Here is a 24,784-nt window from a genome sequence, read left to right on the forward strand (position 1 = left end):
GGCGGTGGGGCGAGCGATCCCATGCCGCTGCTCGTCCCGCCCGACCAGAACGGTCGGGCGGGGTCTCTTCTCGAAGCGGCCCAATGGCCGACCGAGGCTATTTCTTGGGGCAGAGCACCGCTTCGGCGGCTTTGTTGAGAGCGGCCGGGTCGAAGGTCATGTTGGAGACGCTGAGCGTGGCCGACACGGCGAACTGAAGACGGCCATCGCGAGTGGCGAATGTGGTGGCGGCGAATCCCGGCCCACTCCCCGCCTGCATCTCCAGCGCGGGCTCACCTCCGCATAGGCGAGGGGGCTGCGTCGGCCCGCTCTCCTGCGGCTTTGGCATCGGCGGCACGATCTCCTGTTGAAGCTCCGGCGGCAGCAGTTTGCCCTGATCGAATGCGCGCCGGAAGATGCTGATGTCATGCGCGGTGGAGACGATCCCTCCGGCCGCGCCGCCGAAGCTCGCATTCTGCCGGTCCACGTCGCGTGGCCTGCCTGCGGCGTCGGGGTAGTAGCCATGCCCGTGCGGCCCCTTGATGCCCTGCGGAGGCTTGACGGTCAGATACGTGCTTTTCATTCCGAGAGGCGCGAATATCCGCCGGGCGAATTCTTTCGGCAGGGTATGGCCGGTGAGTCGCTCGATGATCATGCCGATGAGCACGTAGTTGGTGTTGGAGTAGGAGAACTTCTCTCCCGGCTCTCCGGTCCGGGGCAGGCTCCGGGAGGCCTTCACCAGGTCGATCGGGCGGTAGTAGGTCGTGAAGTCGAAGTCGTCGAACCGTCCGCTGCCGAAGAAGTCGGGGATGCCGGAGGTGTGCCGGATCAACTCTCGCACGGTGATCTCATCGGCCCGCTCCACCAGGCCCTGGGCAGCCACCTCCGGCAGGACCTTGCTGAGCTTGTCGTCCAGGCTGAGCCTGCCCTCCTGGACCAGTTTCAGCAGCACCGTGGCGGTGATCTGCTTGGTCTGCGACCCGATGCGGTAGCGGGAGCCGGCGGGGATCCTGCCGCCCGTACCGCCGAGCAGGCGGGAGCCGGCCGACCCCTTGCCGACGCGCCTGCCGTCGACGTACACCTCGCCGATCGCGCCCACCACTCCGGTGGTCTTGGCGAGTGCTTCCATCGCCTTCTGCACATTCCCGACCCGCGTCCGGCTGAGGTCGGAGGTGGCGGCGGTGGCGGGCGCGGCGATGCTCAGCGTCAGCATCGCGCAGGCCAGACCAGCGACCCGCGCTGTTGTCGCACGATTCACAACAATGATTCCTTTGCTCGGACTTCACGTCGTGAACCGTTCTAGGCAACGGACGGTCACACCACGGTCCGAGCACCTGTGACCGCGCTGTGACCGGTAGGGCAGCAACTCCATACCCGAACAGGCTGTGGATCGTGCAACGGTGAGACGGGTCTGGAGGCCAGGCTTGGTTCGATGACGGTCGTACTATGGCGTGACCGCATCGATGTCATCTCAAGGAGTCGCCGTGGCCCGCCCCCGTACCGCCGCTCGGACAGTGGAGCACCCCGACCTGTCGGAGGTCTCGCTCCAGCAGGTCCTGGAGGCGCTGGTGGATCCGGTCCGGCGCTTGGTGGTGTCCCAGCTGGCTCGGGCGGGTGAGGACAAGAGTTGCGGCACCTTCGATACGCCGGTGTCGCTCTCGACGCTTACCTACCACTTCAACGTGCTACGCGAGGCCGGTGTGATCCGGCAGTACTACAGGGGCACGGCGAAGATGAACACGTTGCGCACGGATGAGATGGAAGAGCGGTTCTCCGGCTTGCTGTCGGCCGTGGTGGCGGCCTCCGCCCCGGAGTCCTCGACCACATCGCCGAGTTCAAGAAGACCGCCCGCAAACCCGGCAGCGACCAGCCCATCCCCGTGACCCTCTTCGGCGGCGACCTCGACGACGTCGACGCCTATGCCGCCGCCGGCGTCGACCGCGTCCTGTCCTGGGTGCGGCCCCAGGACACCGCGCAGATGACCCGAACCGTTGACCGGATCGCCCTCCACCTCGGCAGCCGCCTACGGTGGCCCACGACACGTGCCGCCTCCAGTGGGCCCTAAGCCCGTTCCAGAAGAGCGATCCCGAGATCACTGGCCGCGTAATTCACCTCGCGCCGGTACCGGTGGCTCGTCACCAGGCCCGCCTCGCGCAGGATCGCCAGGTGCTGGGAGACCGCTCCCAGGCTCAGGCCGGTGCGAGCGGCCAGTTGGGTCGTGGTGGCAGGAGAACTGGTGTACGTCAACAGTTGGGCCCGGCTGCGACCGAGCAGCCGGGCCAGCCCGTCGCCGGACGTGTCGCGTCGTTCCCACAGGGTGCCTGCGGCCCGCGTGGGGTAGACGACGGCGGGCGGGGCGGGGCCGTCTCCGATGAGGAGGTGGCAGCGGGTCGCGAACGCGGTGGGCGCCAGCGTGATCCCGGCGCCGTCCAGGTCAGGGCCTGACGTCGGCAGGTCCGGCGAGACCAGGCTGTCGCCGACCCAGCGCATTCCCGGATGCAGGTGCGCGAAGACCTGCTGGATGCCGTCCTCGGCCAACTGGCGGGTGCGGTAGACGATGTCCGCCTCCAGGACGGCCCGGATACGCGGCCAGTACGGCTGGACCGCCGCCTGCCACCACGCCCGTACGGCATCGCCGAACTCGGGTGGGGCGGGCAGGAGGGCGAGTTCCTCCTCGATCTCGGCCAGTGGGCAGCGTGGCGGCGGTGTCAGGGGCAGGGCGCGCAGTGGCGCGGTCAGTTCGGCCAGGCCCGCGTCGCGCAGCAGGGCCACGGCCTTGCGAACCCAGGGCAGATGGATCGCGTGCCGCCCGGGATCGAGAGCGGCGTGGTAACTGGCGACGGTCTCCCACAACGGCGATATGGCGAACCTGAGGTTGGCGAGGTCGTCCACGCCGAACCGAACCGCACCCATGCCCACGTCTTCCCGTTGGCGATCGATGTTTTCGCCCAGACTAAAACAATGGTGCCTGCGGCTCCAGTGCGGTGATGTTGCCCGTCATGAAGCCGTCCCGTACCAGCCTCTTCTTCCACGCCGACTTCCGCAGGTTCTGGACGGCCGACTCGGTCAGCCAGGCGGGTGCGGCCGTCACGCTCGTCGCGCTACCGCTCGCGGCAATCGGCACGCTGCACGCCACGCCCTTCGAGACGGGCCTGCTCGTCGTGTTCGAGTACCTGGCCTTCCTGGGCATCGGCCTGCCGGCCGGCGCTTGGGTGGACCGCGTCCGCCGCCGCCCGGTGATGATCGCCGGGGGCATTGCCCGCGCCGTCCTACTGGGGTCGATCCCGCTCGCGTACTGGCTGGACGTTCTCACCCTGGCCCAGTTGTACGCCGTGGCCTTCGGCGTCTCGGTGTGCACGGTGTTCTTCGACGTGGCCTACCAGAGCTATCTGCCGCATCTCGTCGACGACGATCGGTTGCTGGCGGCCAACGTCAGGTTGGAATCCACGCGCAGCATCGCTCAAGTCGGCGGTCCGGCCTTGGGCGGTGTACTGGTCGGGGCGCTGACGGCGCCCGTGGCGATCATCGTCGACGCGATCGGCTTCGGGACTTCGGCGTTCTTCCTGGCGCGGATCCGCAGCACCGAGGCCAAGCCGGAGGACAGACCCGACGCGAAACTGCGGTCCGAGATCGGCGAGGGACTGCGCTTCGTCTTCGGCGACTCCTTGCTTCGGGCGATCACCTTCACCGCCGCGATCTCGAACATGTTCGCCACGCTCGGCGCGTCGATGCTGTTGGTGCTGCTCAACGACGAGCTGGGGTTGTCACCGTTCCTCTGTTCTCTGGTGTTCACCGCGGAGGCGGTGGGCGGCCTGCTGGGCAGCCTGGTCACGGCACGCATCGCGGCCAGGTTCGGGCAGGGGCGGGCGATGTGGTTGTCGGTCATCGGGAGCGGTCTGCTGTGGACGCTGGCGCTGCCGATGTTCCAGTCCGATTGGCGGTTCGCGATCGGCGTCGTGCTCCAGGGCCTCGGGTGGGTGGTGTTCATGACGTTCAAACTGAACTCGGTCACCCTGCGGCAGCAGCTGTGCCCAAAGCCGATGCTGGGCCGGATGACGGCGTCTGTCCGGTTCGTTGTCTGGGGGGCGATGCCGATCGGGGCGCTCGCGGGTAGCGCTCTGGGCCAGAGCATCGGCGTGCGGCAGGCGATGTGGGTCGGTGTTCTGGGCGAGCTGCTCGCCGTGATCCCGGTGCTTCTCTCGCCGCTGCGGACGATGCGCGAGCTGCCGACCCAGCCAGAGCATGCGGACTCGGAGGCCCCGGCCGTGGCCTAATGACGCCCGTCAACGCCCTGGTCAACCCCGCAGGTCCTCGCGAAGCACGTCGGGCCGGCACCTCTGGGGTACCGGCCCGACGTCGTGTCTGATCAGCTGGCGGAGGATGCGAGATTCGAACTCGCGAGGGGTTGCCCCCAACACGCTTTCCAAGCGTGCGCCCTAGGCCACTAGGCGAATCCTCCGCGGCAGAGCCTACCGGTTCTCCGGCAGTGCGCGAACCTCGATAACGGCGCTCGGCGGGATCGGGCCGTAGATGTGGGGGAAGACGTCGTCTCCGACGGGTTCCACCCGGACGTCCAGACCGGTCGGGTCGATGACGAGAAGGACGAGGTCGTCGAGGTCGGCGTAGAAGGCGCGCCGGACCTTGCGCACCTGTTCCTCGTCGCGGGAGGCGTGGATGAAGCCCTCCTCGGCCAGCGTACGGCCGCGGGTCGACACCTCGTACGGGCGGTCGGCGTCGCGGGCGGCCTCCCACTCGGTCCGCTCGGCGATGTGGAAGATCGGTGAACGCGTGTCCTCGGAATCCCCTGCCATGAAGCAGAGCGTACGGGCCGAACCCGTCCGCCGGATGCCATAGACTCGGGCTCAGACCCCTCGCACGGCGTCCATCCTGTGAACCTCCCCAGGGCCGGAAGGCAGCAAGGATAAGCAGGCTCTGACGGGTGTGCGGGGGGTCCTCTTTTCGACGAGGACGGACCCCCATGAGTCTGGCTCTGTACCGCAAGTACCGGCCAGCGACGTTCGCCGAGCTCAAGGGGCAGGAGCACGTCGCCGAGCCGCTTCAGCAGGCGTTGCGCAACGGGCGCATCAATCACGCTTACCTGTTCAGTGGGCCGCGTGGCTGCGGCAAGACCTCGAGCGCGCGCATCCTCGCCCGCTCGCTGAACTGCGAGAAGGGTCCGACTCCGGAGCCGTGCGGCGTGTGCGAGTCCTGCGTCGCGCTCGGGCCCTCCGGTTCGGGGCACATCGACGTCATCGAGATCGACGCGGCGTCCCACGGTGGTGTCGACGACGCCCGTGATCTTCGGGAGCGGGCGTTCTTCGCGCCGGTGGCGGCGCGCTACAAGATCTACATCATCGACGAGGCGCACATGGTGACCCGTGAGGGGTTCAACGCGCTGCTGAAGCTCGTCGAGGAGCCCCCGCCGCACCTGAAGTTCATCTTCGCGACGACCGAGCCCGAGAAGGTCATCGGGACGATCCGGTCGCGGACCCACCACTACCCGTTCCGGCTGATCCCGCCGGGCACCCTCCGCGAGCTGCTCGAGGACATCCTCCAGAAGGAGGGCGTGCCGTACGAGCCCGCCGCGATCCCGCTGGTCGTGCGGGCGGGCGCCGGGTCGGCGCGTGACTCCGAGTCGATCCTCGACCAGCTCCTGGCGGGTGCGGGCGAGGAGGGCATCACGTACGCCCGCGCGGTGTCGCTGCTCGGCTACACCGACTCGGCCCTGCTGGACGAGGTCGTGGACGCGGTGGCGTCCCACGACGGGGCGGCGGTGTTCGCGGCGATCGATCGCGTGATGGAAGGCGGGCAGGACCCGCGGCGGTTCGCCGCCGACCTGCTGGAGCGGTTCCGCGACCTCGTCATCCTGTCGAACGTCCCCGACTCCGGCGCGACGGGCCTGCTGAACGTTCCGCCGGACGAGCTGGAGCGGATGCAGGCCCAGGCGTCGCGGCTGGGCTCCGCCGAGCTGACGCGCGCCGCCGATCTGCTGCACACCGGCCTCACGGAGATGCGCGGGGCGACGTCGCCGCGGCTGCTGCTCGAGCTGATCTCCGCCCGGATCCTGCTGCCCAGCGCGTACGACGACGAGGCTTCGCTGCTCACCCGTCTCGAGCGGCTCGAGCGCCGCGTCGCGGTCGGTGGCCCGGCTCCGGCCGCGCCCATGCCGCACACTCCCCAGGCCCCGGCCGCGTCGCCGCAGCCCTCGCCCGTAGCCTCGTCCCAGCCGCCGGCCGCCCAGAGCCGGCCGCAGCCGGCGCCGCAGGACCGGGTCGCGGCTCCGCCCGAGGCCGATCGGCCGCAGGTCCCTGCCTCGCACGGGCCGCAGGCCACAGCTCAGACCCGGCAGCCCGCGCCCGCCGCGCGGGAGCCCGGGGGTGACGGGCCCGCCGGAGCCGGGAGCGCGGACTGGCCGGTCCCCGCCCGGCCTTCCAGCGGCGCGCAGCCATCCGGCCGCTCCTCGGAGGCCGGCCCGGCGCCCTCGTACGGCCAGTCGCCCGCCCCGGGGGGATCCTCGCCGTCGGCGGCTTCCAGCGCCCCGGCCGGCGGGGTGGACGTCGCCGCGATCCGGCGGATGTGGGTCGACATTCTCGAGGCGGTCAAGCAGCGGAGCAAGGTCGCCTGGATCGTCCTCATGGAGGGCGTCGAGGTGGCGTCCCTCGATGGGCAGGTGCTGACCCTCGCGTTCGCCAACGAGGGTAAACGGCGCGGCTTCACGACCGGGGGCAAGGACGTCGTCCTCCGCGACGCGCTGAAGGAGATCCTCGGCGTCGAGTGGCGCATCGACGCGGTTCTCGCGGGCGGCTCGGGGCAGGGCTCGCGGTCGGCGCCGCCGCCACCGGACCCCGGCGGGTGGGGCGCCTCGGCGGCCCCGCCGCGCGAGACCCGTACGACGCCGCCGCCCGAGTCGGCACCGGTTCCGCCGCCCAGCCCGCCGCCGCCTCCGCCGCCCGAGCCGGTGGACGAGGAGGACGAGGTCGACCCCGAGGGCGACGCAGACGCGGACGCCGAGGCCGTGCTCACCGGAATGGCCCTGATCGAGCAGGTGCTCGGCGGAAAGGTCATCCAGGAGTTCGACAACACCTGACGATCGGCAAAAGGCTCGGTAACGGTGTGGTCATGCCGTCCCGACGCCGATCGGTCCGCGGCTTCGCCGTGCCTTTCGTACGGGCCTTCGCCGGGCCGCGGGAGGCGTTTCGGCACGGCCGTACCGGTTGTCCGGAGCCGCATACCGGATTCGGGGCGGACCCCGTAGTCTCGTCTCATTGGACGATCTGAATGAGGAGAGCACCGTGGAACCCGGTGGCCAGCCGAATATCCAGCACATGCTGCAGCAGGCGCAGCGTATGCAGGAGCAGTTCATGAGCCTGCAGCGCGAACTCGCAGAGACGGAGGTCCAGGGCACCGCCGGCGGTGGCCTGGTCACCGCGACGGTCAACGGGCAGAACGAAGTCACGAAGATCGTCATTGATCCGGGTGCGATCGACCCCGAGGACCCGGCGGACACCGCCGAGACGGTCGCCGACCTGGTGCTCGCGGCGATCCACAACGCCGTGGAAGAGGCGCAGAAGCTGGCGCAGGAGAAGATGGGACCATTGACCGAGGGCCTGGGCGGCCTGGGTGGCGGATTGGGCCTGCCCGGTATGTGAGCCCGGGCGGCCGGGTGCCGTCCCCGCGGCGGCACCTGCCGCGCCACGGTCGCCGGACGTGCTTCGATCAGGGAGGTCTCGAAGGACGTCCGGGGACGTGACTCATGGTCGCCGAGTGCCGCATGAGGACCGTCCGCCCGCCGACCCGCCGACCGGGTCACGGGAAAGAGCCTCCCGGATGACACCACCGAAGACGGCGCTCCCGGTGAGCGCGTCGACGAGGAGAAGGGAGGGACCGTGTACGAAGGGGTTGTCCAGAACCTCATCGACGAGTTGGGCAGGCTGCCCGGCGTCGGGCCGAAGAGCGCACAGCGGATCGCCTTCCACCTGCTCGCCGCGGATCCCGCCGACGTCACGCGGCTGACCGAGGCGCTGAGGGAAGTCAAGGACAAGGTCCGGTTCTGCAGTATCTGCGGAAACGTCGCCGAGGCCGAACAGTGCCGGATCTGCCGCGACGCCCGCCGCGACACGCACGTGATCTGCGTGGTGGAGGAGCCGAAGGACGTCGTCGCGATCGAGAAGACGCGGGAGTTCCGCGGCCGCTACCACGTGCTCGGCGGGGCGATCAGCCCGATCGAGGGCGTCGGCCCCGACGACCTGCGCATCCGGGAGCTCATGAAGCGTCTCGCCGACGGCGAGATCACCGAGCTGATCCTTGCCACCGACCCCAATCTCGAAGGGGAGGCGACCGCCACCTATCTTGCCCGGCTCGTGAAACCGATGGGTCTCACCGTCACCCGGCTGGCCAGCGGACTGCCGGTGGGAGGCGACCTGGAATACGCCGACGAGGTCACGCTCGGTCGCGCGTTTGAAGGACGGAGGCTGCTCGATGTCTGAGAACAGCAAGTCTGAGCTCAGCTGGATGACGCTCGCCGACCGTGTGGCGAAGCACGCCGAGAACTACCTGACCGGGCTGACCGCCGTGGCGCGCGGCGAGGCCGGTGGCCATGCGGTGCCGTTGTTGCTGCTCGAGGTGTCGCAGATCGCGCTCGCCGGGGCCCAGCTCGGCGCCAGCACCGACGTGATCCTGCCGGACAACTGGGAGCCGGACGTCGGGGAGGACCCGGATCTGGACTCCACCCGTCAGGGGCTGGCCGAGCGCCTGACCGACGTCGACGAGTACACCGAGGTCTTCGACCCGTACAAGGATCCCGAGACCACCCCGTACCGCCTGTCGGACGACCTTGTGGACGTGGCCAGCGACCTGGTGCACGGGCTGCGTCACTATGACGCGGACCGCAAGCTCGAGGCGCTGTGGTGGTGGCAGTACAGCTACTTCAACCACTGGGGCAACCACTGCGGTGCGGCTCTGCGGGCGCTGTACGCCGTGTCGGCGAGCGCGCGGCTCGACGTCATGGAGGAGCCGGTCGCGGGGTAGATCCGCCGTGGATCCATTTCCGTCGCAAGGTTTCCGGGGCGTTACGCGACTTTCGGGAAATCTCGCATACCGGGACAAATCTGGCCGGGTATTGAGCTGACCTCGGTAGACTCGGATCTCGACCGCCTGATCCCCATCCGAGGAGTGCATACGCGTGGCTCTTGTCGTGCAGAAGTACGGTGGCTCCTCCGTCGCCGACGCTGAAAGCATCAAGCGCGTAGCCCAGCGGATCGTTTCCACGAAGCGGGACGGCCATGACGTCGTCGTCGTGGTGTCCGCCATGGGTGACACGACGGACGAACTCATCGATCTCGCCAACAAAGTCAGCCCCCTGCCGCCCGCGCGTGAGCTGGACATGCTGCTCACGTCCGGCGAGCGCATCTCGATGGCGCTGCTCGCCATGGCCATCGCCAACCTCGGGCACGAGGCGCGGTCGTTCACCGGATCCCAGGCCGGTGTGATCACGGACGGCACGCACGGCAGGGCGCGCATCATCGACGTCACGCCCGGCCGCATCCGGGACGCGATCGACGACGGCTCGATCGCGATCGTCGCCGGGTTCCAGGGCGTCTCCCAGGATTCCAAGGACATCACCACGCTCGGCCGGGGCGGGTCCGACACGACGGCGGTGGCGCTGGCCGCGGCGCTCGGCGCGGACGTCTGCGAGATCTACACCGACGTCGACGGCATCTTCACGGCCGACCCGCGGATCGTGCCCGCGGCGCGCCGCATCCCCGACATCTCCTACGAGGAGATGATGGAGATGGCGGCGTGTGGCGCGAAGATCCTGCACCTGCGCTGCGTGGAGTACGCCCGGCGGTACGGCATGCCGATCCACGTCCGGTCGTCGTTCAGCCACAAGACCGGCACGTGGGTCAAGAACAGCATTGAGGGAAGCCAGATGGAACAAGCGATCATCTCCGGCGTCGCACACGACCGGAGCGAGGCGAAGATCACCGTGGTCGGGGTCCCCGACAAGGTCGGCGAGGCTGCGACGATCTTCTCCACGCTGGCCGACGCCGAGATCAACATCGACATGATCGTGCAGAACGTCTCGGCCGCGGCGACCAACCGCACGGACATCTCCTTCACCCTGCCGCGCACGGACGGGCAGACGGCGATCAAGGCCCTCAACAAGATCAAGGAGCGCATCGGGTTCGACTCGCTCCGCTACGACGACCAGATCGGCAAGGTCTCGCTGATCGGCGCGGGCATGCGGTCCCACCCCGGCGTCACCGCCAAGTTCTTCGGCTCGATCGCCGACGCGGGCGTCAACATCGAGATGATCTCCACCTCGGAGATCCGGATCTCGGTGGTCGTCGACCAGGACGACGTGGACGCCGCCGTCACCGCCGCCCACCGCGCGTTCGACCTGGACGCCGACCAGGTGGAGGCCGTCGTCTACGGAGGTAGCGGCCGATGAGCAACCGCAAGCCCACCCTCGCCCTGGTCGGTGCCACCGGCGCGGTCGGCACCGTCATGCGGGACATCGTCTCCTCCCGCGAGGACGTGTACGGCGAGATCCGCCTCGTCGCCTCCGCCCGGTCCGCCGGCAAGCGGCTCTCCGTACGCGGCGAGGAGCTCGTCGTCCAGGAGCTGACCCCGGAGGTCTTCGACGGCGTCGACATCGCGATGTTCGACGTGCCCGACGAGGTGTCGAAGGTCTGGGTGCCGATCGCCGCCGAGCGCGGCGCGGTGGTCGTCGACAAGTCCGGCGCGTTCCGGATGGATCCGGACGTGCCGCTCGTCGTCCCGGAGGTCAACGCCGAGGCCGTACGGAACCGGCCGCGGAACATCATCTGCTGTCCGAACTGCACGACCCTGTCGATGATGGCCGCGATGGGCGCGCTGCACGAGGAGTACGGCCTGGACTCGCTCGTCGTAGCCTCGTACCAGGCGGTGTCCGGCGCGGGCGTGGCCGGCACGGAGCGCATGTACGCCGAGATCGAGGCCGTCGCCGGGGACCGTACGCTCGGCCAGACCGCCGGCGACGTGCGCAAGGCGATCCAGAACCGCCTCGGCGAGACCGAGTCGCCGTTCCCGGCCCCGATGGCGCTCAACGTCGTGCCCTGGGCGGGCTCGCTCAAGGAGGACGGCTGGGCGTCGGAGGAGCTCAAGCTTCGCAACGAGTCCCGGAAGATCCTCGGCATCCCCGACCTGAAGGTCTCCGCGACCTGCGTACGGGTGCCCGTGATCACGACGCACTCGCTGGCCGTCCACGCGACGTTCAAGCGGCCGGTCACGGTGGAGGGCGCGCGCGCGATCCTGGACGCCGCCCCGACCGTTGTCGTCATGGACGACCCGGCGAACGGCGTCTTCCCGACGCCCGCCGACGTGGTCGGCACGGACCCGACGTACGTCGGCCGGATCCGCCAGGCGATCGACTTCCCCAACACGCTGGAGCTGTTCGTCTGCGGCGACAACCTGCGCAAGGGCGCCGCGCTGAACGCCGCGGAGATCGCCGAGGTGGTCGCCGCCGAGTTCACGGCCTGACTCATTCGAGAGACGTCCCGGCGGTGCGACGCACCGCCGGGACGCGCCGTTCGCGTCCGTAGAAGGTAGCCGGCCGCCAAGGCGTCAGGTCGCCGAGTCTCGGCCAGGCACCGGGCTGTCAGGCGCCCGATCTCGGTCGGCCGCCTGGTGCTAGACCTCGGCCGGGCACCAGGCCGTCAGTTGCGGGGTCTCGGCCGGTCGCCGGGCCGTCAGTCGCCGGGCCTTGACCAGGCGCGATCACCGGCGGGGGCTCGCCGAGATCCCTCATCCGGTCGGGAGCGGGTTCCTTCGTCCGTCGCGGTGACCAGGGCGGTGAAGAGAGTGCCGTCGTCGCCCGCCTCCGGGTGCCACTGAACGCCGATCCCGAACGGGTACCCCGTGAGCTCCGCGGCCTCCACCAGACCGTCGTCCGCCCACGCCGCCGGGACCAGCCCGGTGCCGAGCCGGCCGATCGCCTGGTGGTGATAGTGCGCCACCGTGATCCGCTCCTCCGCGAACACGGCGGCGAGCCGGGTCCCGGATCCGATCGTCACCGGGAGGCGGCCGTACACGCCCGGCGCCGGGCAGTGCCGGTTATCGCCGACGACCTCCGGTACGTGCTGCTCAAGCGTGCCGCCGAGCGCGACGTTCAGCACCTGCAGGCCGCGGCAGATGCCGAGGACGGGGAGCCGCCGCTCGATCGCGGCCCGTACGAGGCCGAGTTCCGCCTCGTCGCGGAAGTCACGGACCTGGGCCGTCCGCTCGTGTGCCTCCGCGCCGTACCGGGCCGGGTTCAGGTCACCCCCGCCCGCCACGATCAGGGCGTCGAGGCGCTCGACGAGCGGTGCCGGATCGCCGACCGGCGGCAGCAGGACCGGCTGCCCGCCGGCCCGGACGACGTGCTCCACGTACGCGTGGGGCAGCAGCGTGGCCGTCATGTCCCAGACGGTGAAGCGGGCCGGCTCGACGTACGCCGTGATGCCCACGACGGGGGAAGAGTCGCTCATTCCGGCCTACAGCGGCGTCACATACGCGCCGGAGATGCCGCCGTCGACGAGGAACTCCGAGGCGGTGATGAAGGACGCGTCATCGCTGGCGAGGAAGGCGACGGCGGCGGCGATCTCCGTGGCCTCGGCGAAGCGGCCTACCGGGACGTGGACGAGACGGCGCGCGGCCCGCTCGGGGTCCTTGGCGAACAGCTCCTGGAGCAGCGGGGTGTTCACCGGCCCGGGGCAGAGGGCGTTGACCCGGATGCCCTCGCGGGCGAACTGAACGCCGAGCTCGCGTGACATCGCCAGCACGCCGCCCTTGGACGCCGTGTAGGAGATCTGAGACGTGGCCGCGCCCATCCGCGCCACGAAGGACGCGGTGTTGATGATCGAACCCTTGCCCTGCGTTCGCATGTACGGGATGACGTGCTTGCAGCAGAGGTACACGCTGGTGAGGTTGACCTCCTGCACGCGCCGCCACGCGTCCAGCCCCGTCTCGAGGATCGAGTCGTCGTCCGGCGGCGAGATCCCGGCGTTGTTGAAGGCGATGTCGACCGAGCCGTACGTCTCCTTCGCCGCGGCGTACATGGCCGTGACGTCGTCCTCGCGGGTGACGTCGGCCCGGACGAACAGGCCGCCGACCTCGTCGGCGGCGGCCTTGCCGGCGGTCTCGTCGAGGTCGGCGACGACGACCTTGGCGCCCTCCTGGGCGAAGCGCCGCGCGGTCGCCAGGCCGATGCCACTGGCACCGCCGGTGATGACGGCGACGCGGTCCTGCAGACGCTGCATGGGGATTCCCTCCGATGGGTGAAGCTGCGATCAGCCGGTGGCGATGAAGACGTTCTTGGTCTCGGTGAAGGCGGCGAGCGCGTCGGGGCCGAGCTCGCGGCCGAACCCGGACTGTTTGAACCCGCCGAAGGGCGTCCAGTACCGCACCGAGGAATGGGAGTTGACCGACAGGTTGCCGGCCTCGATCGCCCGCGCGAGGCGGAGGGCGCGGCTCACGTCGCGGGTCCAGATCGATCCCGACAGGCCGTACGCCGTGTCGTTGGCGATCCGGACGGCGTCCGCCTCGTCGTCGAACGGCAGGACGCTCACGACCGGCCCGAAGATCTCGTCGTTCCAGGCCCGCCGGAACGCCTCGTCACCCGGCGCGGCCGGAGGCGCGAGGACGGTCGGCGGAAACCAGAAACCCGGACCTTCCGGGCATCGACCCTGGAACGCGATGTCACCGGCGACGTAGCCGCGCACCCGCTCCCGCTGGGCGGCGCTGATCAACGGGCCGACCTCGGTGTCCTCGGCCCGCGGATCGCCGACCCGCACTCCCAGGACCGCCGGCTCCAGCAGCTCCATGAACCGGTCGTACACGTCGCGCTGGACGAGGATCCGCGAGCGCGCGCAGCAGTCCTGCCCGGCGTTGTCGAAGACGGCGTACGGCGCGGTCGCCGCCGCCTGCTCCAGGTCGGCGTCGGCGAAGACGATGTTGGCGCTCTTGCCGCCCAGTTCCAGGGTGAGCCGTTTCACGTCCGTGGCGCAGGCCGCCATGATCTGCTTGCCGACCCTGGTCGAGCCGGTGAAGACGATCTTCCGGACCCCGGGGTGCTCGACGAGCCGCCGCCCGGCGACCGGGCCCTCGCCGGGCACCACCTGCAGGACGCCTTCCGGGAGGCCGGCCTCCAGGGCGAGCCTGCCGATGTGCAGCGCCGTGAGCGGCGTCGCCTCGGCGGGCTTGACGATGACCGTGTTGCCGGCGGCCAGCGCGGGCGCCATCCCCCACGCCATGATCGGCATCGGGAAGTTCCACGGCACGATCACGCCGACCACGCCCAGGGGCTCCTGGAAGGTCACGTTGAGCCCGCCGGCGACCGGGATCTGCCGTCCGAACTGGCGCTCCGGCGCGGCCGCGTAGTACGTCAGCACGTCGCGGACGTTCCCGGCCTCCCAGCGGGCCTGGCCCACCGGGTGGCCCGCGTTGGCGACCTCCAGGGCGGTCAGCGCGTCGATGTTCTCCTCGACCTTGGCGGCGAAGGCGCGCAGCAGCCGCGCGCGGTCGCCGGGCGCGACGTTCCGCCAGGTCTCATGTGCCGCGGTGGCGCGCTCGACGGCGACGTCGATCTCGTCGGCGGTGGCCATCGGCACCGAGTCGACGACCTCTTCCGTCGCCGGATTGATCACTTTGAAGTCGGCCACGATCTCTCTCACTCCGGTCCTCAGAGCCGCTCGAAGCCGCGGAACAGCTCCCAGTCGGTGATCGCCCGGTCGTAGGCGTCGAGTTCGACGCGCGCGTTGTTGGCGTAGTGCTCGACGACCTCGTCGCCGAACGCCTCCCGGGCAAGGGAGCTCTTGCACCAGTCCTCGTACGCCTCGCGCAGCGCCGGGCGTACCTGCTCCGCGTCGGACGCGTAGGCGTTGCCGGTGAACGGCTCCTCCAGCGGCAGCCCACTCTCGATCCCGTGCAGGCCCGCGGCGACCAGGGCGGCCACGGCCAGGTACGGGTTGACGTCGCCGCCGGGCACCCGGTTCTCGATGCGCAGCGACGGGCCGTGCCCGACGAGCCGCAGCGCGCAGGTCCGGTTGTCCAGCCCCCACTTGATCGCGGTGGGCGCGAACGAGCCCGGCGCGTACCGCTTGTAGGAGTTGATGTTCGGCGCGTACAGCAGCGTGAAGTCCCTGATGCAGGCCAGCTGCCCCGCGATGAAGTGCTCGCCCAGCGGCGACAGCCCGTACGGCCCGTCGCCGGCGAGCAACGGCGTGCCGTCGTCGGACCGCAGCGAGATGTGGATGTGGCAGGAGTTGCCCTCCCGCTCGTTCGGCTTGGCCATGTACGTGATCGACATGCCGGCCTGGGCGGCGATCTCCTTGGCGCCGGTCTTGTAGAGCGCGTGGTTGTCGCAGCTGGTCAGCGCGTCGGCGTACCGGAAGGCGATCTCGTGCTGCCCGAGGTTGCACTCGCCCTTCGCAGACTCGACGTACATCCCGGCGCCGTCCATGCCGTTCCGGATCCGGCGCAGCAGGGGTTCCACGCGCGAGGTCCCGAGCACCGAGTAGTCGACGTTGTACTGGTTGGCCGGTGTCAGATCCTGATACCGGCGGTTCCACGCTTCTTCGTAGGACTCCTGGTAGACGATGAACTCCAGCTCGGTGCCGACGTAGGCCGTCCAACCGCGCTGGGCGAGCCGGTCGAGCTGGCGGCGCAGGATCTGCCGCGGCGCGGCGACGACGTCGGCGCCGTGCGACGCCTCGGCCCCCCACTCCAGGTCCGCGAACACCATGGCGGTTCCCTCGTGCCAGGGGATACGGCGCAGGGTCGACAGGTCCGGGCGCATGACGAAGTCGCCGTACCCGCGCTCCCAGGAGGACATCGCGTACCCGTCCACGGTGTTCATGTCGACGTCCACCGCGAGCAGGTAGTTGCACCCCTCCGAGCCGTGCCCGGCCACCTCCTCCAGGAAGAAGCGGGCGGACAGGCGTTTGCCCTGGAGCCGTCCCTGCATGTCGGGGATGACGATGAGGACCGTGTCGATCCGGCCCGCCGCCGCCTCGTCCTTGAGTTGCTCGAGTGTGAGCAGACCTCGATCGACCACGCTTCGTCCTCTCCGGACGCCGGACCGGGAGGCGGCCCAGGGGGAATGGTTTGGTTTAGGACCATTGATGGCTAGACCTGGGCATCTGTCAACCCCCTGGCGTCGTCGGGCGAATCCACGGCCGAATAACTACCCCCTTGACGTGAGGTCTTCCTGCTCGCACACTTCCGGGACAGTGAAAGGGCCGCTACGGGCCGTGTTTCGAACGGGTTACGGACAGTCCAAGACCCCCTCCGCTCTGCAGACCCGGCGCGCGCCGGCCGACCCCCCGACTCTCGACCTCCACCACCCCCCGATCCGAGGAGCCTCTATGGCCACCGGTCTCGACGAAGACGCCAGAAGACTCGCAGAACTCGGTTACAAACAGGAGTTGGAGCGGTCCTGGAGCGGCTTCTCCAACTTCGCCATCTCCTTCTCGATCATCTCGATCCTGTCCGGGTGCTTCACGACCTTCGGACAGGCATGGAACAACGGCGGACCCGTCGCCATCACCTGGGGCTGGCCGATCATCGCCGGCTTCATTTTGATCATCGGTTTCTGCCTGTCCGAGCTGGTCTCGGCCTATCCGACCGCCGGTGGCATCTACTGGTGGGCCGCCACCATGGGCAAGCCGGTGCACGGCTGGTTCACCGGGTGGCTCAACCTGATCGGCCTCATCGCCGTCACCGCGTCGGTCGACTACGGCTGCGCGACGTTCCTCAACGTCCTGCTCGGCATGCTGCACAAGGGCTGGGACGGCGGCCTCGGCTTCGTGTTCGTCCTGTTCCTGGTCATCCTGGCCCTGCACGCGCTGATCAACATCTATGGGCACCACCTCGTCGCGATCCTGCAGAACATCTCCGTCTGGTGGCACGTGTTCGGCGTCGCCGCGGTCGTGCTCATCCTGGTCTTCGGCCCGGACTCGCACCAGAGCCTGAAGTTCGTGTTCACCGAGCGGATCAACAACTCGGGCTTCTCCGGCGGGACCTACTGGTTCTACGTGCTGCCGCTGGGCTTCCTGCTGACGCAGTACACGATCACCGGGTTCGACGCGTGCGCACACGTGTCGGAGGAGACCCAGGACGCCGCGCGCACCGCCGCGAAGGGACTGTGGCGGTCCATCGCCTACTCCGCGGTCGGCGGCTGGATCCTGCTGCTGTCCTTCCTGTTCGCCGCCACGGACGTCAAGGGCATCAACGCCGCGCAGGGCTTCGCACCGGCGATCTTCACCAGTGCGCTCAGCCCGGCGCTCGCCAAGATCGTGATCGCGATCTCGGTGATCGGCCAGTTCTACTGCGGCATGAGCTGCGTGACGAGCATGTCCCGGATGACGTACGCGTTCTCGCGGGACGGCGGAGTGCCGGGCTGGCGGCTCTGGTCGAAGGTGGACAAGAACCGGACCCCGGTGAACGCGATCATCATGGGTTCGATCGCGGCTCTCATCCTCACCCTCCCGGCGCTCTACAAGAGCCCGACCGGAACGCCCGTCGCGTTCTACGCCGTCGTGTCCATCGCGGTCATCGGCCTGTTCCTGGCCTTCCTCATCCCCATCTACCTGCGGGTACGGATGGGCGACCGGTTCCAGCCGGGGCCGTGGACACTCGGCCGCAGGTACAAGCTGTTCGGCTGGATCGCGATCATCGAGATCGCCGTCATCTCGGTCTACTTCATCCTGCCGATCGCCCCGGCCGGCGTGCCGGGCAACAAGGCATGGAACTGGAGCGCGGTGAACTACGCTCCGATCGCCCTCGGCGTCGTACTGGCCCTGGTCGGTGGCTGGTGGGCACTGTCGGCGCGGACCTGGTTCACCGGGCCCCGCCGGACGGTCGACACCGACGAGCCGGCACCGACGATCGCCGACGGGCCGGCCGTGGCCGGCGGGCCCGCCCCCGAAGCGTCGCAGGCCTGACCGCGTCCGCCGGGCGGGTCTGAAACGTCCCGCCCGGCGGACGCGGTGGCCCGGCAACCCGCATCGTCGTCGGCATTACGCTGATGCGCATGAGCCCAGGACCGCGCCCCCCGCGCTGCTTTCCCGGCCGGGTGGTGTCCGCCGGGCGCGGTCGTCGCCGGTGCTGAAGGGCGGTCTTCGTTGAGTGACGAGCGGGATCCGGCCACTCTGGCGACCTCAACCGTCTTCCGGCCCGTCCGCGCGGGCAACGCCTTCGAGGAGACCGTGGAGCGCCTCCTCCAGGCGATCAAGCTGGGGGTGGTCGGTCACGGCGAGCGCCTTCCGCCGGAACGGGAGCTCGCCCCGCAGCTGGGGATAAGCCGTGTCACGCTGCGTGAGGCGATCCGCGCCCTGCAGGAGGAGGGATACGTCGAGTCCCGGCGCGGCAGGTTCGGCGGGACCTTCGTGACCTACCGGCCCCGGGCCCCGCGACGCGGCGACCTGGAGCGGGTCGCCGCGGGCATGGGCGAGGAGCTCAGCGACGCTCTGATCTACCGGATGGCGGTCGAGACCGGAGCGGGGCAGCTGCTGGCCGCGCAGCGGCTACGCGACGAGCAGATCGACCGGCTCCGGTCGTGCCTGCGGGACGCCGACACCGCGGCGCCCGCGGACTACCGGCGGCTCGACACCCGCTTCCACCTGACGATCGCCGAGCTGACCGGCTCGCCGCTGCTCGCCGCGGCCTGCGCCGACGCCCGGATGCGACTGAACGACCTGCTGAACGCCATCCCGGTGCTGCAGCGCAACATCGAGCACGCGTCGACGCAGCACGCCGCGATCGTGAACGCCATCCTGGACGGCGACCCGGAGGCGGCGCGCCGCGCGATCGTCGAGCACCTGGAGGGCACCGGCGCGCTGCTCCGCGGCTTCCTCGCCTGATCCCCTCAGGCGGATGTGCGAAACGCTCGGTGATCAGCACGGCAGGCAGCGGACAGACCACCGATAAGCGCGACAAATCGACATGGCCGGTTGAGTCGAGAGTGCTATTCGGTGTGAGGTCCCCTTAGGTGGAATTTCGGTTTCGATGAATGGGGACACTCGGTCGAGTAGCCAGCGTTATATCCGACAGCCCAGCCAAGGAGATAATTAGCAGTACTGGAAAGCTTTCGATGGACTTTGGTGCATGAATTACGGCCATCCTTGATGCCGAATTCGTAGCCGTGGTCATAGCCTGCACTGTATTGGGTATCCGTGTCTGACTGCGTTTCTGTGTCCGACTCGCGACCATGGTCGTCGGCCGGCGGAGAAACGTCGTCAACTATCGTCCTTTCCGACCCGGACGACGTCGATGCCTGTGTTGCAGTGCTGCCGAGAATGAGTCCGGCGCTGAGAAACGACGGCACCAACATGAGATGGTTTATGCGCCACATGCCTTCCTCCCCTGGATCCGACTGCGGGTGGTGGGCGGCCGATAGTCAAGTCTGTTCGCGTGACGGTAAAAAATGCATCCCGAGATCCTCCATTTTTGGCCGAAGTCGACCATGGATATGACTGTAAACAACCTTCTGGTCAACACTTCGCCAAGGCCCATCTCGCCACACCGCCCGATGAATCCGCCGATAGCTGACACGACGGGCCACGACACGATCGGAAGCTAGGGTCGAAGCCTGGAACATCTCCGACGGGTTGATGCACGGTCACATTGGAGCGGGCGATGGCGCCGACTGCGGCCTACGACGAGATCGCGGACTGGTACGAGCACGAGTTCCTCGGCGCGCAGAGAACCGGCAGGCCCCGGGACGGCAACCCCCTCGATCTCAACGACGTCTTGAGTCACCTCCTCGGCGAGGGCAGCGGGACCTGCCTGGAGATCGGGTGCGGCACCGGCGTCCACGCCGCCCAGGTCCGCGCGCTCGGCTGGACCCCCATCGGCGTCGACCTGTCCGCCGGGATGCTACGCCGCACCCGCGGCCGTCTTCCCGTCGCGCAGGCCGACGCCGAGCACCTGCCGATCCCGGACGCCTCGTTGCCCGCCGTCGTCGCGATGATGGTCCATACCGACATGCCCGCCTACCCGGCGGTGCTCCGCGAGGTGGCCAGGGTCCTGCGACCCGGCGGAGTGTTCGTGCACGTCGGCGTCCACCCCTGCTTCTGCGGCGGATTCGCCGACCGCAGCGACCTGGACGCGGTGGTGATCCACCCCGGCTACCTGGACAGCCACTGGACCAAGGCGTCCTGGACCGACCAGGGAGTACGCGCCAAGGTCGGTGCCACCCACCGCCCGCTCCCCGAGTTGATGCACGCCTTTCTCTCCGCGGGGCTAACGCTCGAACGATTCTCCGAAAGCGGCGAACCAACGCCCGTCGTGCTGGCCATCAAGGCCCGGAAGCACACAGAAGTCTGATCTCATCGGTCGGCGACCCTCTAACCGGCAGGGGCTTCGGCACCACCCGCCGCGCTGCCGCCTGGAGCAGGACCCGCACCGGGCCTGACGCGGTCGCCTGGGCTCGTCCGGCGGTGCGCCAGCAGGCCCGGGAACCGGTCGGCGCGGAACGCGGCGAGTGAGGCCGGGCGCCGGCCGGTCGTGATGTAGTCCGCCATCGCCTTCCCGCTCACCGGCGCGAGCGTGATGCCGAGCATGCCGTGACCGGTGGCCACGTACGCGTTCGGGCTGCCGGGCACCCGGTCGAGCACGGGCAGTCCGTCCGGCATCATCGGGCGTCCGCCGACCCATGGGTCGTGGATGAGGGCCATGAGGTCGTCGGCACTGTCGTACCAGTGACCGAGGTAGTCACGGCTGGCGTGGGCGATCGCGACGATACGCCGCCAGTCGAGCCGCCGGTTGTTGCCGCTGAGCTCCATCGTTCCGGCGATGCGTCCTACGAGGACGCGAAGGCCGCGCTGCGGCTCGGATCGCGTACCCGTCCCGCCGCTTCGGTGCATTCCATCGACGAACTGCGGGTGCATCAGCTGCTCGCGGCGGTTCCGCACCGGGTGCGCAGGCGTTTCGCCGAGACGTACGTCGCGGAGTTGTGCGAGCGCCCCGACTGGCCCGTGCTCCGCCAGACGATCACCGTATGGACCGAGCACGGCTTCAACCTCGTCAAGACCGCGGCCGCGCTGAACATCCACCGCAACACGCTGGTCTACCGGCTCGACAAGATCGCTCGCCGCGAGGGCGACCGGGCCGACGGCGACGCGGACCGGCTCGCCCTCTATCTGGCCTGCGTGGCGGATCACCTGGACGGTTGAGGGACCACAGCCGACGGCAACGTCCCAGGTGGGGCCGGACGGACCGAGTCCGTCCGGCCCCACCATGTTTCACGGGAAACCCTCAGTCCTCGTCATCCTCAGGGTCGATCCATCCGGAGACGGAATCGACGTGCCCGCGGCCTGTCTTGGGCCCGGCGGCCCGAGGCGCGCCCACCGACCGCGGGGCCCCGCGCCTCGGCTCATGCCTGCGGGCGCCGCGTCCCGTACCCGGTCCGTCCTTACCGCCCCCGGCCACGGGCTTCACGTCCCCGCTCCCGGTCGTGGGGACGGCCTTGTCGCCTCCGCTCTTCTCCGCTCCGCCGCCGGTGACGATGTCGCCATCTCCGCCGGTCGTGGGCTCGTCGTCCTCGCGCCCGGTCATCGGCTTGTCCTCGCCCTGTCCGATGCCCGGCTTGTCGTCCCCCCGCTCGACCGGCGGCTTGACGCCCTTGTGCCCGATCGGTGAGCCCGGAGCGGCGCCGAAGGTGATGTCCCAGTGGGATCCTTCGCGCGCGAACGTCACGGGCCCCCGCCCGCGATACTGCGCCGCGCCGTCGCCCCGCGTCGCGAGACGATGGAAGTGGTGCGGGATGTAGCCGTCGAGGCACCGGTTGGGCAGCACGTCGAGCTTGTAGCCCGCGTAGTGGCTGTAGCGGCCCGCCGCGTGACCCGCCTCCGTACCGCCGGAGACGGTCAGATGGCAGTGGCTGGCCTGCTTCAGCGCCAGCAGCCCGCTGAACGTCGCCGCCCGCAAGCCCTCGAACGACGTGCAGTGCGGGTTCGCGCGCCGCGCGCAGTGCCCGGTGGAGATCGAGCGGATCCCCCCGGCCCGGAACAGCGCCCCGACCAGCCGCTGGTGCAGCACATCCGGCGAAGACGCCGGGTTGTGGCTGCGCGCCATGGCTGGCGGTCCGGCCATTAACGTGCAGAACCCCGTGGCGCAGCCGACGATGACGGTCGTGCGTATCGACATGAAGCCCTCCCGTACTGTCGCATGCGCCAGTCGCAGCATTGATCGCGTCAAGCGCGACACTCCGGCAAGGGGCGCGCCGCTTTCCCGATTCCGCACCCAGTTATGACCTGTCGCTGACCGACACGGCTGGTCCGCGGAGAGACGTACAGTGTCGGCTGTGGCCGTACCGACCAAGTCCGAGCAGACGAGAGAACTGATCGCGAAGACCGCCCTGCGGCTGTTCCGCGAGCGTGGCTACGAGGCCACCACGATGCGAGTGATCGCAGCCGAGGCCGGGGTGTCCGTCGGCAACGCCTATTACTACTTCTCCTCGAAGGAAGAGCTGATCCAGCTCTACTACGAGCACTCCCAGGACGACCACACCGAGGCGTGCCGGGCCGTGCTGGAGCGGGAGCGGGAGTTCCGCGCGCGGCTGCTCGGCGTGGTCCGCGCGCGCATCGACGTGCTGCAGCCGTACAAGGAGTTCGCCGGGAAGTTCTTCAAGTACGCGGCCGAGCCGACGAGCCCCCTCAGCCCGTTCAGCGCCGAGTCGGCGCCGATCCGCGATGCCGCCGTCGCCGTCTACCGCGAGGTCGTGGAGGGCTCGACGCTCAAGGCCGACGCGGAGATCCGCGCGGACCTGCCGGAGCTGCTGTGGCTCTACTCGATGGGCGTGATCCTGCACTGGGTGTACGACAGCTCGCCGGACGCGGCCAAGACCTATCGGCTCATCGAGCGCACGGTCCCGCTGATCGACCGCCTCGTCGCCCTGGCGCGGGTGCCCGGAATGCGGGGCATCGTCCGCGAGGCCCTGGCCACCTACCGCGACCTGCGCACGTAGACCCGAAAACGGCCATCGCGCTCGCGAGAGGAACGCGATGGCCGTCGGTGCTCAGGTGAGATCGAGGTGCTTGCGGGCGAAGTCGATGGTCGCGGCCATCTGCCGGATGCGCTCCTCGACCACGAGGGAGCCGTGCCCGGCGTCGTAGCGGTACACCTCGTGTTCCTTGCCGAGCTCCCGCAGCCGGCCGAGGTAGTTGTCGATCTGGCGGATCGGGCAGCGCGGGTCGTTCTCCCCGGCCATGACCAGCACCGGGGCGGTGACCTGCTCGACGTACGTGATCGGCGAGGAGGCCTTGTAGCGCTCGGGGACGTCGGCCGGCGAACCGCCGAACAGCGACCGGTCGAACGCCTGCAGCGCCTCCATCTCGTCCTCGTACGCGGCGAGGTAGTCGGCCACCGGGACGATGCCGACCGCGACCGACCAGTCGCCGGGCTGCGTGCCGATGCCGAGCAGGGTGAGGTAGCCGCCCCACGACCCGCCGGTGAGCACGAGCCGCGACGGGTCGGCCAGCCCGGAGGAGACGGCCCAGTCGCGGACGGCCTTGATGTCCTCCAGCTCGGTCAGTCCGGGACGGCCCTCGATGGCGTCGCGCCACGTGCTGCCGTAGCCGGTCGACCCCCGGTAGTTGACGCGGACGACGGCGAAGCCGTGGTCCACCCAGGCGGCGGCGTCCGGGGAGAAGGAGTCGTCGTCGTACGCGGTCGGCCCGCCGTGCACGTCGAAGACGGTCGGGAACGGGCCTGAGCCCTCCGGCTTGGAGACCAGGGCGTGGATGTCGCCGCCGGGACCGGTCACCCAGGCGTCCTCGACCGGCACCGACTCGGGTGCGGGCGGTCCGGGCGGGGTCAGCACCACCGCGCCCGACGTCGAGCGGATCACGGGCGGCGACGCCGACGACGACCAGGAGAACTCGACCGTGCCGTCCGGGCGGGCGGTGGCCGAGCCGATCACTCCGCGCGGCGTGTCGATCTTCTCCAGCGTGCCGCCGGCCAGGTCGTAGCGGTACAGCTCGTCGCGCGCGTGGTGGGAGTGCGAGACGAGCAGCGCCGACCCGTCGGGGTACCAGTTGGCGCCCACCTCGCCGGGCAGGTCGAGGACGATCTCCTGGACGTCGCCGCTGACGGGGTTCCAGATCAGCGGCTCCGGCTTGCCGCGCCGCTCGTGCTCGACGAGCAGCCGCTGGTCGCCGACGACCGGGGAGAACGACAGCCCGCTCAGCCCCTTGCCCGGGCCGTCCCACAGGTCGGCGACGGTCTCGCCGTCCGTGCGCACGACCCGCAGCGCCATATGCCGGCTGTCGCCGTGCTCACTGTGGTTGATCGCGACGAGCGACTCGTCCTCGGACAGGTCGATCGCGTACGCGTCCTCGGCGTGCGCGTACAGGACGTACGGGTCGGCTCCCGGCGGGCACACGTGGATCGTCGTGCCGCCGTCCGTGGACCGGCCGACGACGGCGCGCCCGCTGGAGCCCACGGCGAGGCCGGCGGGGTAGGACGGCTCCAGCGCGGGCACGGCGGGCTCGTCCTCCCCGCCGCCGAACGCCTGCCGCCGCCACACCCCGAACTCGTCCCCGTCGGTGTCGGCGAACCACCAGATCCACTCGCCGGTCGGGTCGATGCCCCCGATCCAGGTGCCGTTCGGCCGGTCGGTGACCTGCCGGCGTTCGTCGGTCGTACGGTCCCAGGAGTAGATCTCCCAGGTCCCGGTGGTGTTCGAGCGGTACACCGAGCGGTGCGGCGCGTAGTGCGCCCAGCCGGGCAGGCTCACCCGGGCGGCCCGAAAGCGAGCCTTCCAGCGTTCGTCGTCAACCATGAGTCA

Annotated in this window: 24 protein-coding genes, 1 tRNA gene and 1 other RNA gene; 15 read left to right on the forward strand and 11 right to left on the reverse strand. The window is 69.7% G+C overall.

Annotation, left to right across the window (positions count from 1 at the left end):
- Positions 1-97 precede the first annotated feature (97 nt).
- On the reverse strand, positions 98-1,237 hold the full coding sequence (locus ABEA24_RS32980; protein ID WP_345435618.1) for a serine hydrolase domain-containing protein: 1,140 nt from the start codon (positions 1,235-1,237) through the stop codon (positions 98-100).
- A gap of 226 nt (positions 1,238-1,463) precedes the next feature.
- On the opposite strand from ABEA24_RS32980, the gene ABEA24_RS32985 reads away from it, so the two are divergent.
- Entirely contained in the window at positions 1,464-1,862 is a 399-nt protein-coding gene (locus tag ABEA24_RS32985; protein WP_345435620.1) for an ArsR/SmtB family transcription factor, read from the forward strand.
- A complete protein-coding gene (locus ABEA24_RS32990; protein WP_345435622.1) occupies positions 1,859-2,044 on the forward strand; it encodes a hypothetical protein in 186 nt (61 codons plus the stop codon). The genes ABEA24_RS32985 and ABEA24_RS32990 overlap by 4 nt, the downstream gene beginning before the upstream one ends.
- Here ABEA24_RS32990 and ABEA24_RS32995 read toward each other — a convergent pair.
- Positions 2,041-2,892 carry an ArsR/SmtB family transcription factor gene (locus ABEA24_RS32995; RefSeq protein WP_345435625.1) on the reverse strand — a complete coding sequence of 284 codons (852 nt, stop codon included), beginning with the start codon at positions 2,890-2,892 and terminating at the stop codon, positions 2,041-2,043. The genes ABEA24_RS32990 and ABEA24_RS32995 overlap by 4 nt on opposite strands.
- An 86-nt stretch (positions 2,893-2,978) precedes the next feature.
- On the opposite strand from ABEA24_RS32995, the gene ABEA24_RS33000 reads away from it, so the two are divergent.
- A complete protein-coding gene (locus tag ABEA24_RS33000) occupies positions 2,979-4,253 on the forward strand; it encodes an MFS transporter (RefSeq protein WP_345435627.1) in 1,275 nt (424 codons plus the stop codon).
- Positions 4,254-4,350: 97 nt separating this feature from the next.
- On the opposite strand, the gene ABEA24_RS33005 is transcribed toward ABEA24_RS33000, so the two are convergent.
- Positions 4,351-4,438: transfer RNA gene (locus ABEA24_RS33005), tRNA-Ser, on the reverse strand.
- Positions 4,439-4,448: 10 nt separating this feature from the next.
- Complete coding sequence (locus tag ABEA24_RS33010) at positions 4,449-4,790, reverse strand: DUF952 domain-containing protein (protein ID WP_345435628.1); 342 nt, start codon at positions 4,788-4,790, stop codon at positions 4,449-4,451.
- Between the two features lie 51 nt (positions 4,791-4,841).
- Between ABEA24_RS33010 and ffs the strand changes: the two genes are divergently transcribed.
- From ffs to ABEA24_RS33045, 7 genes are all read left to right on the forward strand, one after another.
- Positions 4,842-4,938, forward strand: an RNA gene (gene ffs, locus ABEA24_RS33015) — signal recognition particle sRNA small type.
- 19 nt (positions 4,939-4,957) lie between these two features.
- Positions 4,958-7,066, forward strand: coding sequence for a DNA polymerase III subunit gamma and tau (locus tag ABEA24_RS33020; RefSeq protein ID WP_345435630.1), 2,109 nt, complete (start codon positions 4,958-4,960; stop codon positions 7,064-7,066).
- 178 nt (positions 7,067-7,244) lie between these two features.
- Positions 7,245-7,628, forward strand: coding sequence for a YbaB/EbfC family nucleoid-associated protein (locus tag ABEA24_RS33025; RefSeq protein ID WP_345435633.1), 384 nt, complete (start codon positions 7,245-7,247; stop codon positions 7,626-7,628).
- Between the two features lie 237 nt (positions 7,629-7,865).
- Positions 7,866-8,465 carry a recombination mediator RecR gene (recR, locus tag ABEA24_RS33030; protein WP_345435636.1) on the forward strand — a complete coding sequence of 200 codons (600 nt, stop codon included), beginning with the start codon at positions 7,866-7,868 and terminating at the stop codon, positions 8,463-8,465.
- A complete protein-coding gene (locus ABEA24_RS33035; protein WP_345435638.1) occupies positions 8,458-9,006 on the forward strand; it encodes a DUF5063 domain-containing protein in 549 nt (182 codons plus the stop codon). Before recR ends, ABEA24_RS33035 begins: the two co-directional genes overlap by 8 nt.
- Before the next feature lie 154 nt (positions 9,007-9,160).
- A complete protein-coding gene (locus ABEA24_RS33040) occupies positions 9,161-10,429 on the forward strand; it encodes an aspartate kinase (protein ID WP_345435641.1) in 1,269 nt (422 codons plus the stop codon).
- Positions 10,426-11,499, forward strand: a complete 1,074-nt coding sequence (locus tag ABEA24_RS33045) for an aspartate-semialdehyde dehydrogenase (protein ID WP_345435643.1) — start codon at positions 10,426-10,428, stop codon at positions 11,497-11,499. Before ABEA24_RS33040 ends, ABEA24_RS33045 begins: the two co-directional genes overlap by 4 nt.
- 209 nt (positions 11,500-11,708) lie before the next feature.
- Here the strand turns inward: ABEA24_RS33045 and ABEA24_RS33050 are convergent, their stop codons facing one another.
- The 4 genes from ABEA24_RS33050 to ABEA24_RS33065 are packed head-to-tail and all read right to left on the reverse strand — an operon-like array spanning position 11,709 to position 16,051.
- A complete protein-coding gene (locus ABEA24_RS33050) occupies positions 11,709-12,485 on the reverse strand; it encodes a gamma-glutamyl-gamma-aminobutyrate hydrolase family protein (protein ID WP_345435645.1) in 777 nt (258 codons plus the stop codon).
- A gap of 6 nt (positions 12,486-12,491) precedes the next feature.
- Entirely contained in the window at positions 12,492-13,256 is a 765-nt protein-coding gene (locus tag ABEA24_RS33055; protein ID WP_345435647.1) for a 3-oxoacyl-ACP reductase, read from the reverse strand.
- Between the two features lie 30 nt (positions 13,257-13,286).
- Complete coding sequence (locus tag ABEA24_RS33060; RefSeq protein ID WP_425551262.1) at positions 13,287-14,669, reverse strand: aldehyde dehydrogenase family protein; 1,383 nt, start codon at positions 14,667-14,669, stop codon at positions 13,287-13,289.
- Positions 14,670-14,677: 8 nt separating this feature from the next.
- Positions 14,678-16,051, reverse strand: a complete 1,374-nt coding sequence (locus ABEA24_RS33065; RefSeq protein ID WP_345435649.1) for a glutamine synthetase family protein — start codon at positions 16,049-16,051, stop codon at positions 14,678-14,680.
- Positions 16,052-16,361: 310 nt separating this feature from the next.
- On the opposite strand from ABEA24_RS33065, the gene ABEA24_RS33070 reads away from it, so the two are divergent.
- From ABEA24_RS33070 to ABEA24_RS33080, 3 genes are all read left to right on the forward strand, one after another.
- Complete coding sequence (locus ABEA24_RS33070; protein ID WP_345435651.1) at positions 16,362-17,939, forward strand: amino acid permease; 1,578 nt, start codon at positions 16,362-16,364, stop codon at positions 17,937-17,939.
- 180 nt (positions 17,940-18,119) lie between these two features.
- A complete protein-coding gene (locus tag ABEA24_RS33075) occupies positions 18,120-18,857 on the forward strand; it encodes a FadR/GntR family transcriptional regulator (protein ID WP_345435654.1) in 738 nt (245 codons plus the stop codon).
- 775 nt (positions 18,858-19,632) lie between these two features.
- Entirely contained in the window at positions 19,633-20,322 is a 690-nt protein-coding gene (locus ABEA24_RS33080) for a class I SAM-dependent methyltransferase (protein ID WP_345435656.1), read from the forward strand.
- A gap of 20 nt (positions 20,323-20,342) precedes the next feature.
- Here the strand turns inward: ABEA24_RS33080 and ABEA24_RS33085 are convergent, their stop codons facing one another.
- The gene (locus ABEA24_RS33085) at positions 20,343-20,885 is read right to left on the reverse strand and encodes an NAD(P)/FAD-dependent oxidoreductase (RefSeq protein WP_486303928.1); all 543 of its coding nucleotides are present in this window, start codon (positions 20,883-20,885) and stop codon (positions 20,343-20,345) included.
- Here ABEA24_RS33085 and ABEA24_RS33090 point away from each other — a divergent pair.
- Positions 20,856-21,170 (forward strand): PucR family transcriptional regulator, encoded by a 315-nt coding sequence (locus ABEA24_RS33090; protein ID WP_345435660.1) that lies wholly within the window; start codon positions 20,856-20,858, stop codon positions 21,168-21,170. The two genes, ABEA24_RS33085 and ABEA24_RS33090, sit on opposite strands and share 30 nt — an antisense overlap.
- A gap of 82 nt (positions 21,171-21,252) precedes the next feature.
- Here the strand turns inward: ABEA24_RS33090 and ABEA24_RS33095 are convergent, their stop codons facing one another.
- Complete coding sequence (locus ABEA24_RS33095) at positions 21,253-22,143, reverse strand: hypothetical protein (RefSeq protein ID WP_345435662.1); 891 nt, start codon at positions 22,141-22,143, stop codon at positions 21,253-21,255.
- A 157-nt stretch (positions 22,144-22,300) separates the two neighbouring features.
- Here ABEA24_RS33095 and ABEA24_RS33100 point away from each other — a divergent pair, with 157 nt between their 5' ends.
- Positions 22,301-22,963, forward strand: coding sequence for a TetR/AcrR family transcriptional regulator (locus ABEA24_RS33100; protein WP_345435664.1), 663 nt, complete (start codon positions 22,301-22,303; stop codon positions 22,961-22,963).
- A gap of 51 nt (positions 22,964-23,014) precedes the next feature.
- Here ABEA24_RS33100 and ABEA24_RS33105 read toward each other — a convergent pair whose 3' ends face one another.
- Positions 23,015-24,778 (reverse strand): S9 family peptidase, encoded by a 1,764-nt coding sequence (locus tag ABEA24_RS33105; RefSeq protein WP_345435666.1) that lies wholly within the window; start codon positions 24,776-24,778, stop codon positions 23,015-23,017.
- Positions 24,779-24,784 lie beyond the last annotated feature (6 nt).

This window comes from Actinoallomurus vinaceus (assembly GCF_039542055.1).
Classification (GTDB): Bacteria; Actinomycetota; Actinomycetes; order Streptosporangiales; family Streptosporangiaceae; genus Actinoallomurus; species Actinoallomurus vinaceus.

Bases quoted from the DNA above. Each gene is read 5' to 3' on its own strand.
- ABEA24_RS32995 (WP_345435625.1), bottom strand. From the start codon at position 2,892: ATGGGTGCGGTTCGGTTCGGCGTGGACGACCTCGCCAACCTCAGGTTC.
- ABEA24_RS33000 (WP_345435627.1), top strand. From the start codon at position 2,979: ATGAAGCCGTCCCGTACCAGCCTCTTCTTCCACGCCGACTTCCGCAGG.
- ABEA24_RS33010 (WP_345435628.1), bottom strand. From the start codon at position 4,790: ATGGCAGGGGATTCCGAGGACACGCGTTCACCGATCTTCCACATCGCC.
- ABEA24_RS33020 (WP_345435630.1), top strand. From the start codon at position 4,958: ATGAGTCTGGCTCTGTACCGCAAGTACCGGCCAGCGACGTTCGCCGAG.
- ABEA24_RS33035 (WP_345435638.1), top strand. From the start codon at position 8,458: ATGTCTGAGAACAGCAAGTCTGAGCTCAGCTGGATGACGCTCGCCGAC.
- ABEA24_RS33045 (WP_345435643.1), top strand. From the start codon at position 10,426: ATGAGCAACCGCAAGCCCACCCTCGCCCTGGTCGGTGCCACCGGCGCG.
- ABEA24_RS33050 (WP_345435645.1), bottom strand. From the start codon at position 12,485: ATGAGCGACTCTTCCCCCGTCGTGGGCATCACGGCGTACGTCGAGCCG.
- ABEA24_RS33055 (WP_345435647.1), bottom strand. From the start codon at position 13,256: ATGCAGCGTCTGCAGGACCGCGTCGCCGTCATCACCGGCGGTGCCAGT.
- ABEA24_RS33070 (WP_345435651.1), top strand. From the start codon at position 16,362: ATGGCCACCGGTCTCGACGAAGACGCCAGAAGACTCGCAGAACTCGGT.
- ABEA24_RS33080 (WP_345435656.1), top strand. From the start codon at position 19,633: ATGGCGCCGACTGCGGCCTACGACGAGATCGCGGACTGGTACGAGCAC.
- ABEA24_RS33085 (WP_486303928.1), bottom strand. From the start codon at position 20,885: ATGCACCCGCAGTTCGTCGATGGAATGCACCGAAGCGGCGGGACGGGT.
- ABEA24_RS33095 (WP_345435662.1), bottom strand. From the start codon at position 22,143: ATGTCGATACGCACGACCGTCATCGTCGGCTGCGCCACGGGGTTCTGC.
- ABEA24_RS33105 (WP_345435666.1), bottom strand. From the start codon at position 24,778: ATGGTTGACGACGAACGCTGGAAGGCTCGCTTTCGGGCCGCCCGGGTG.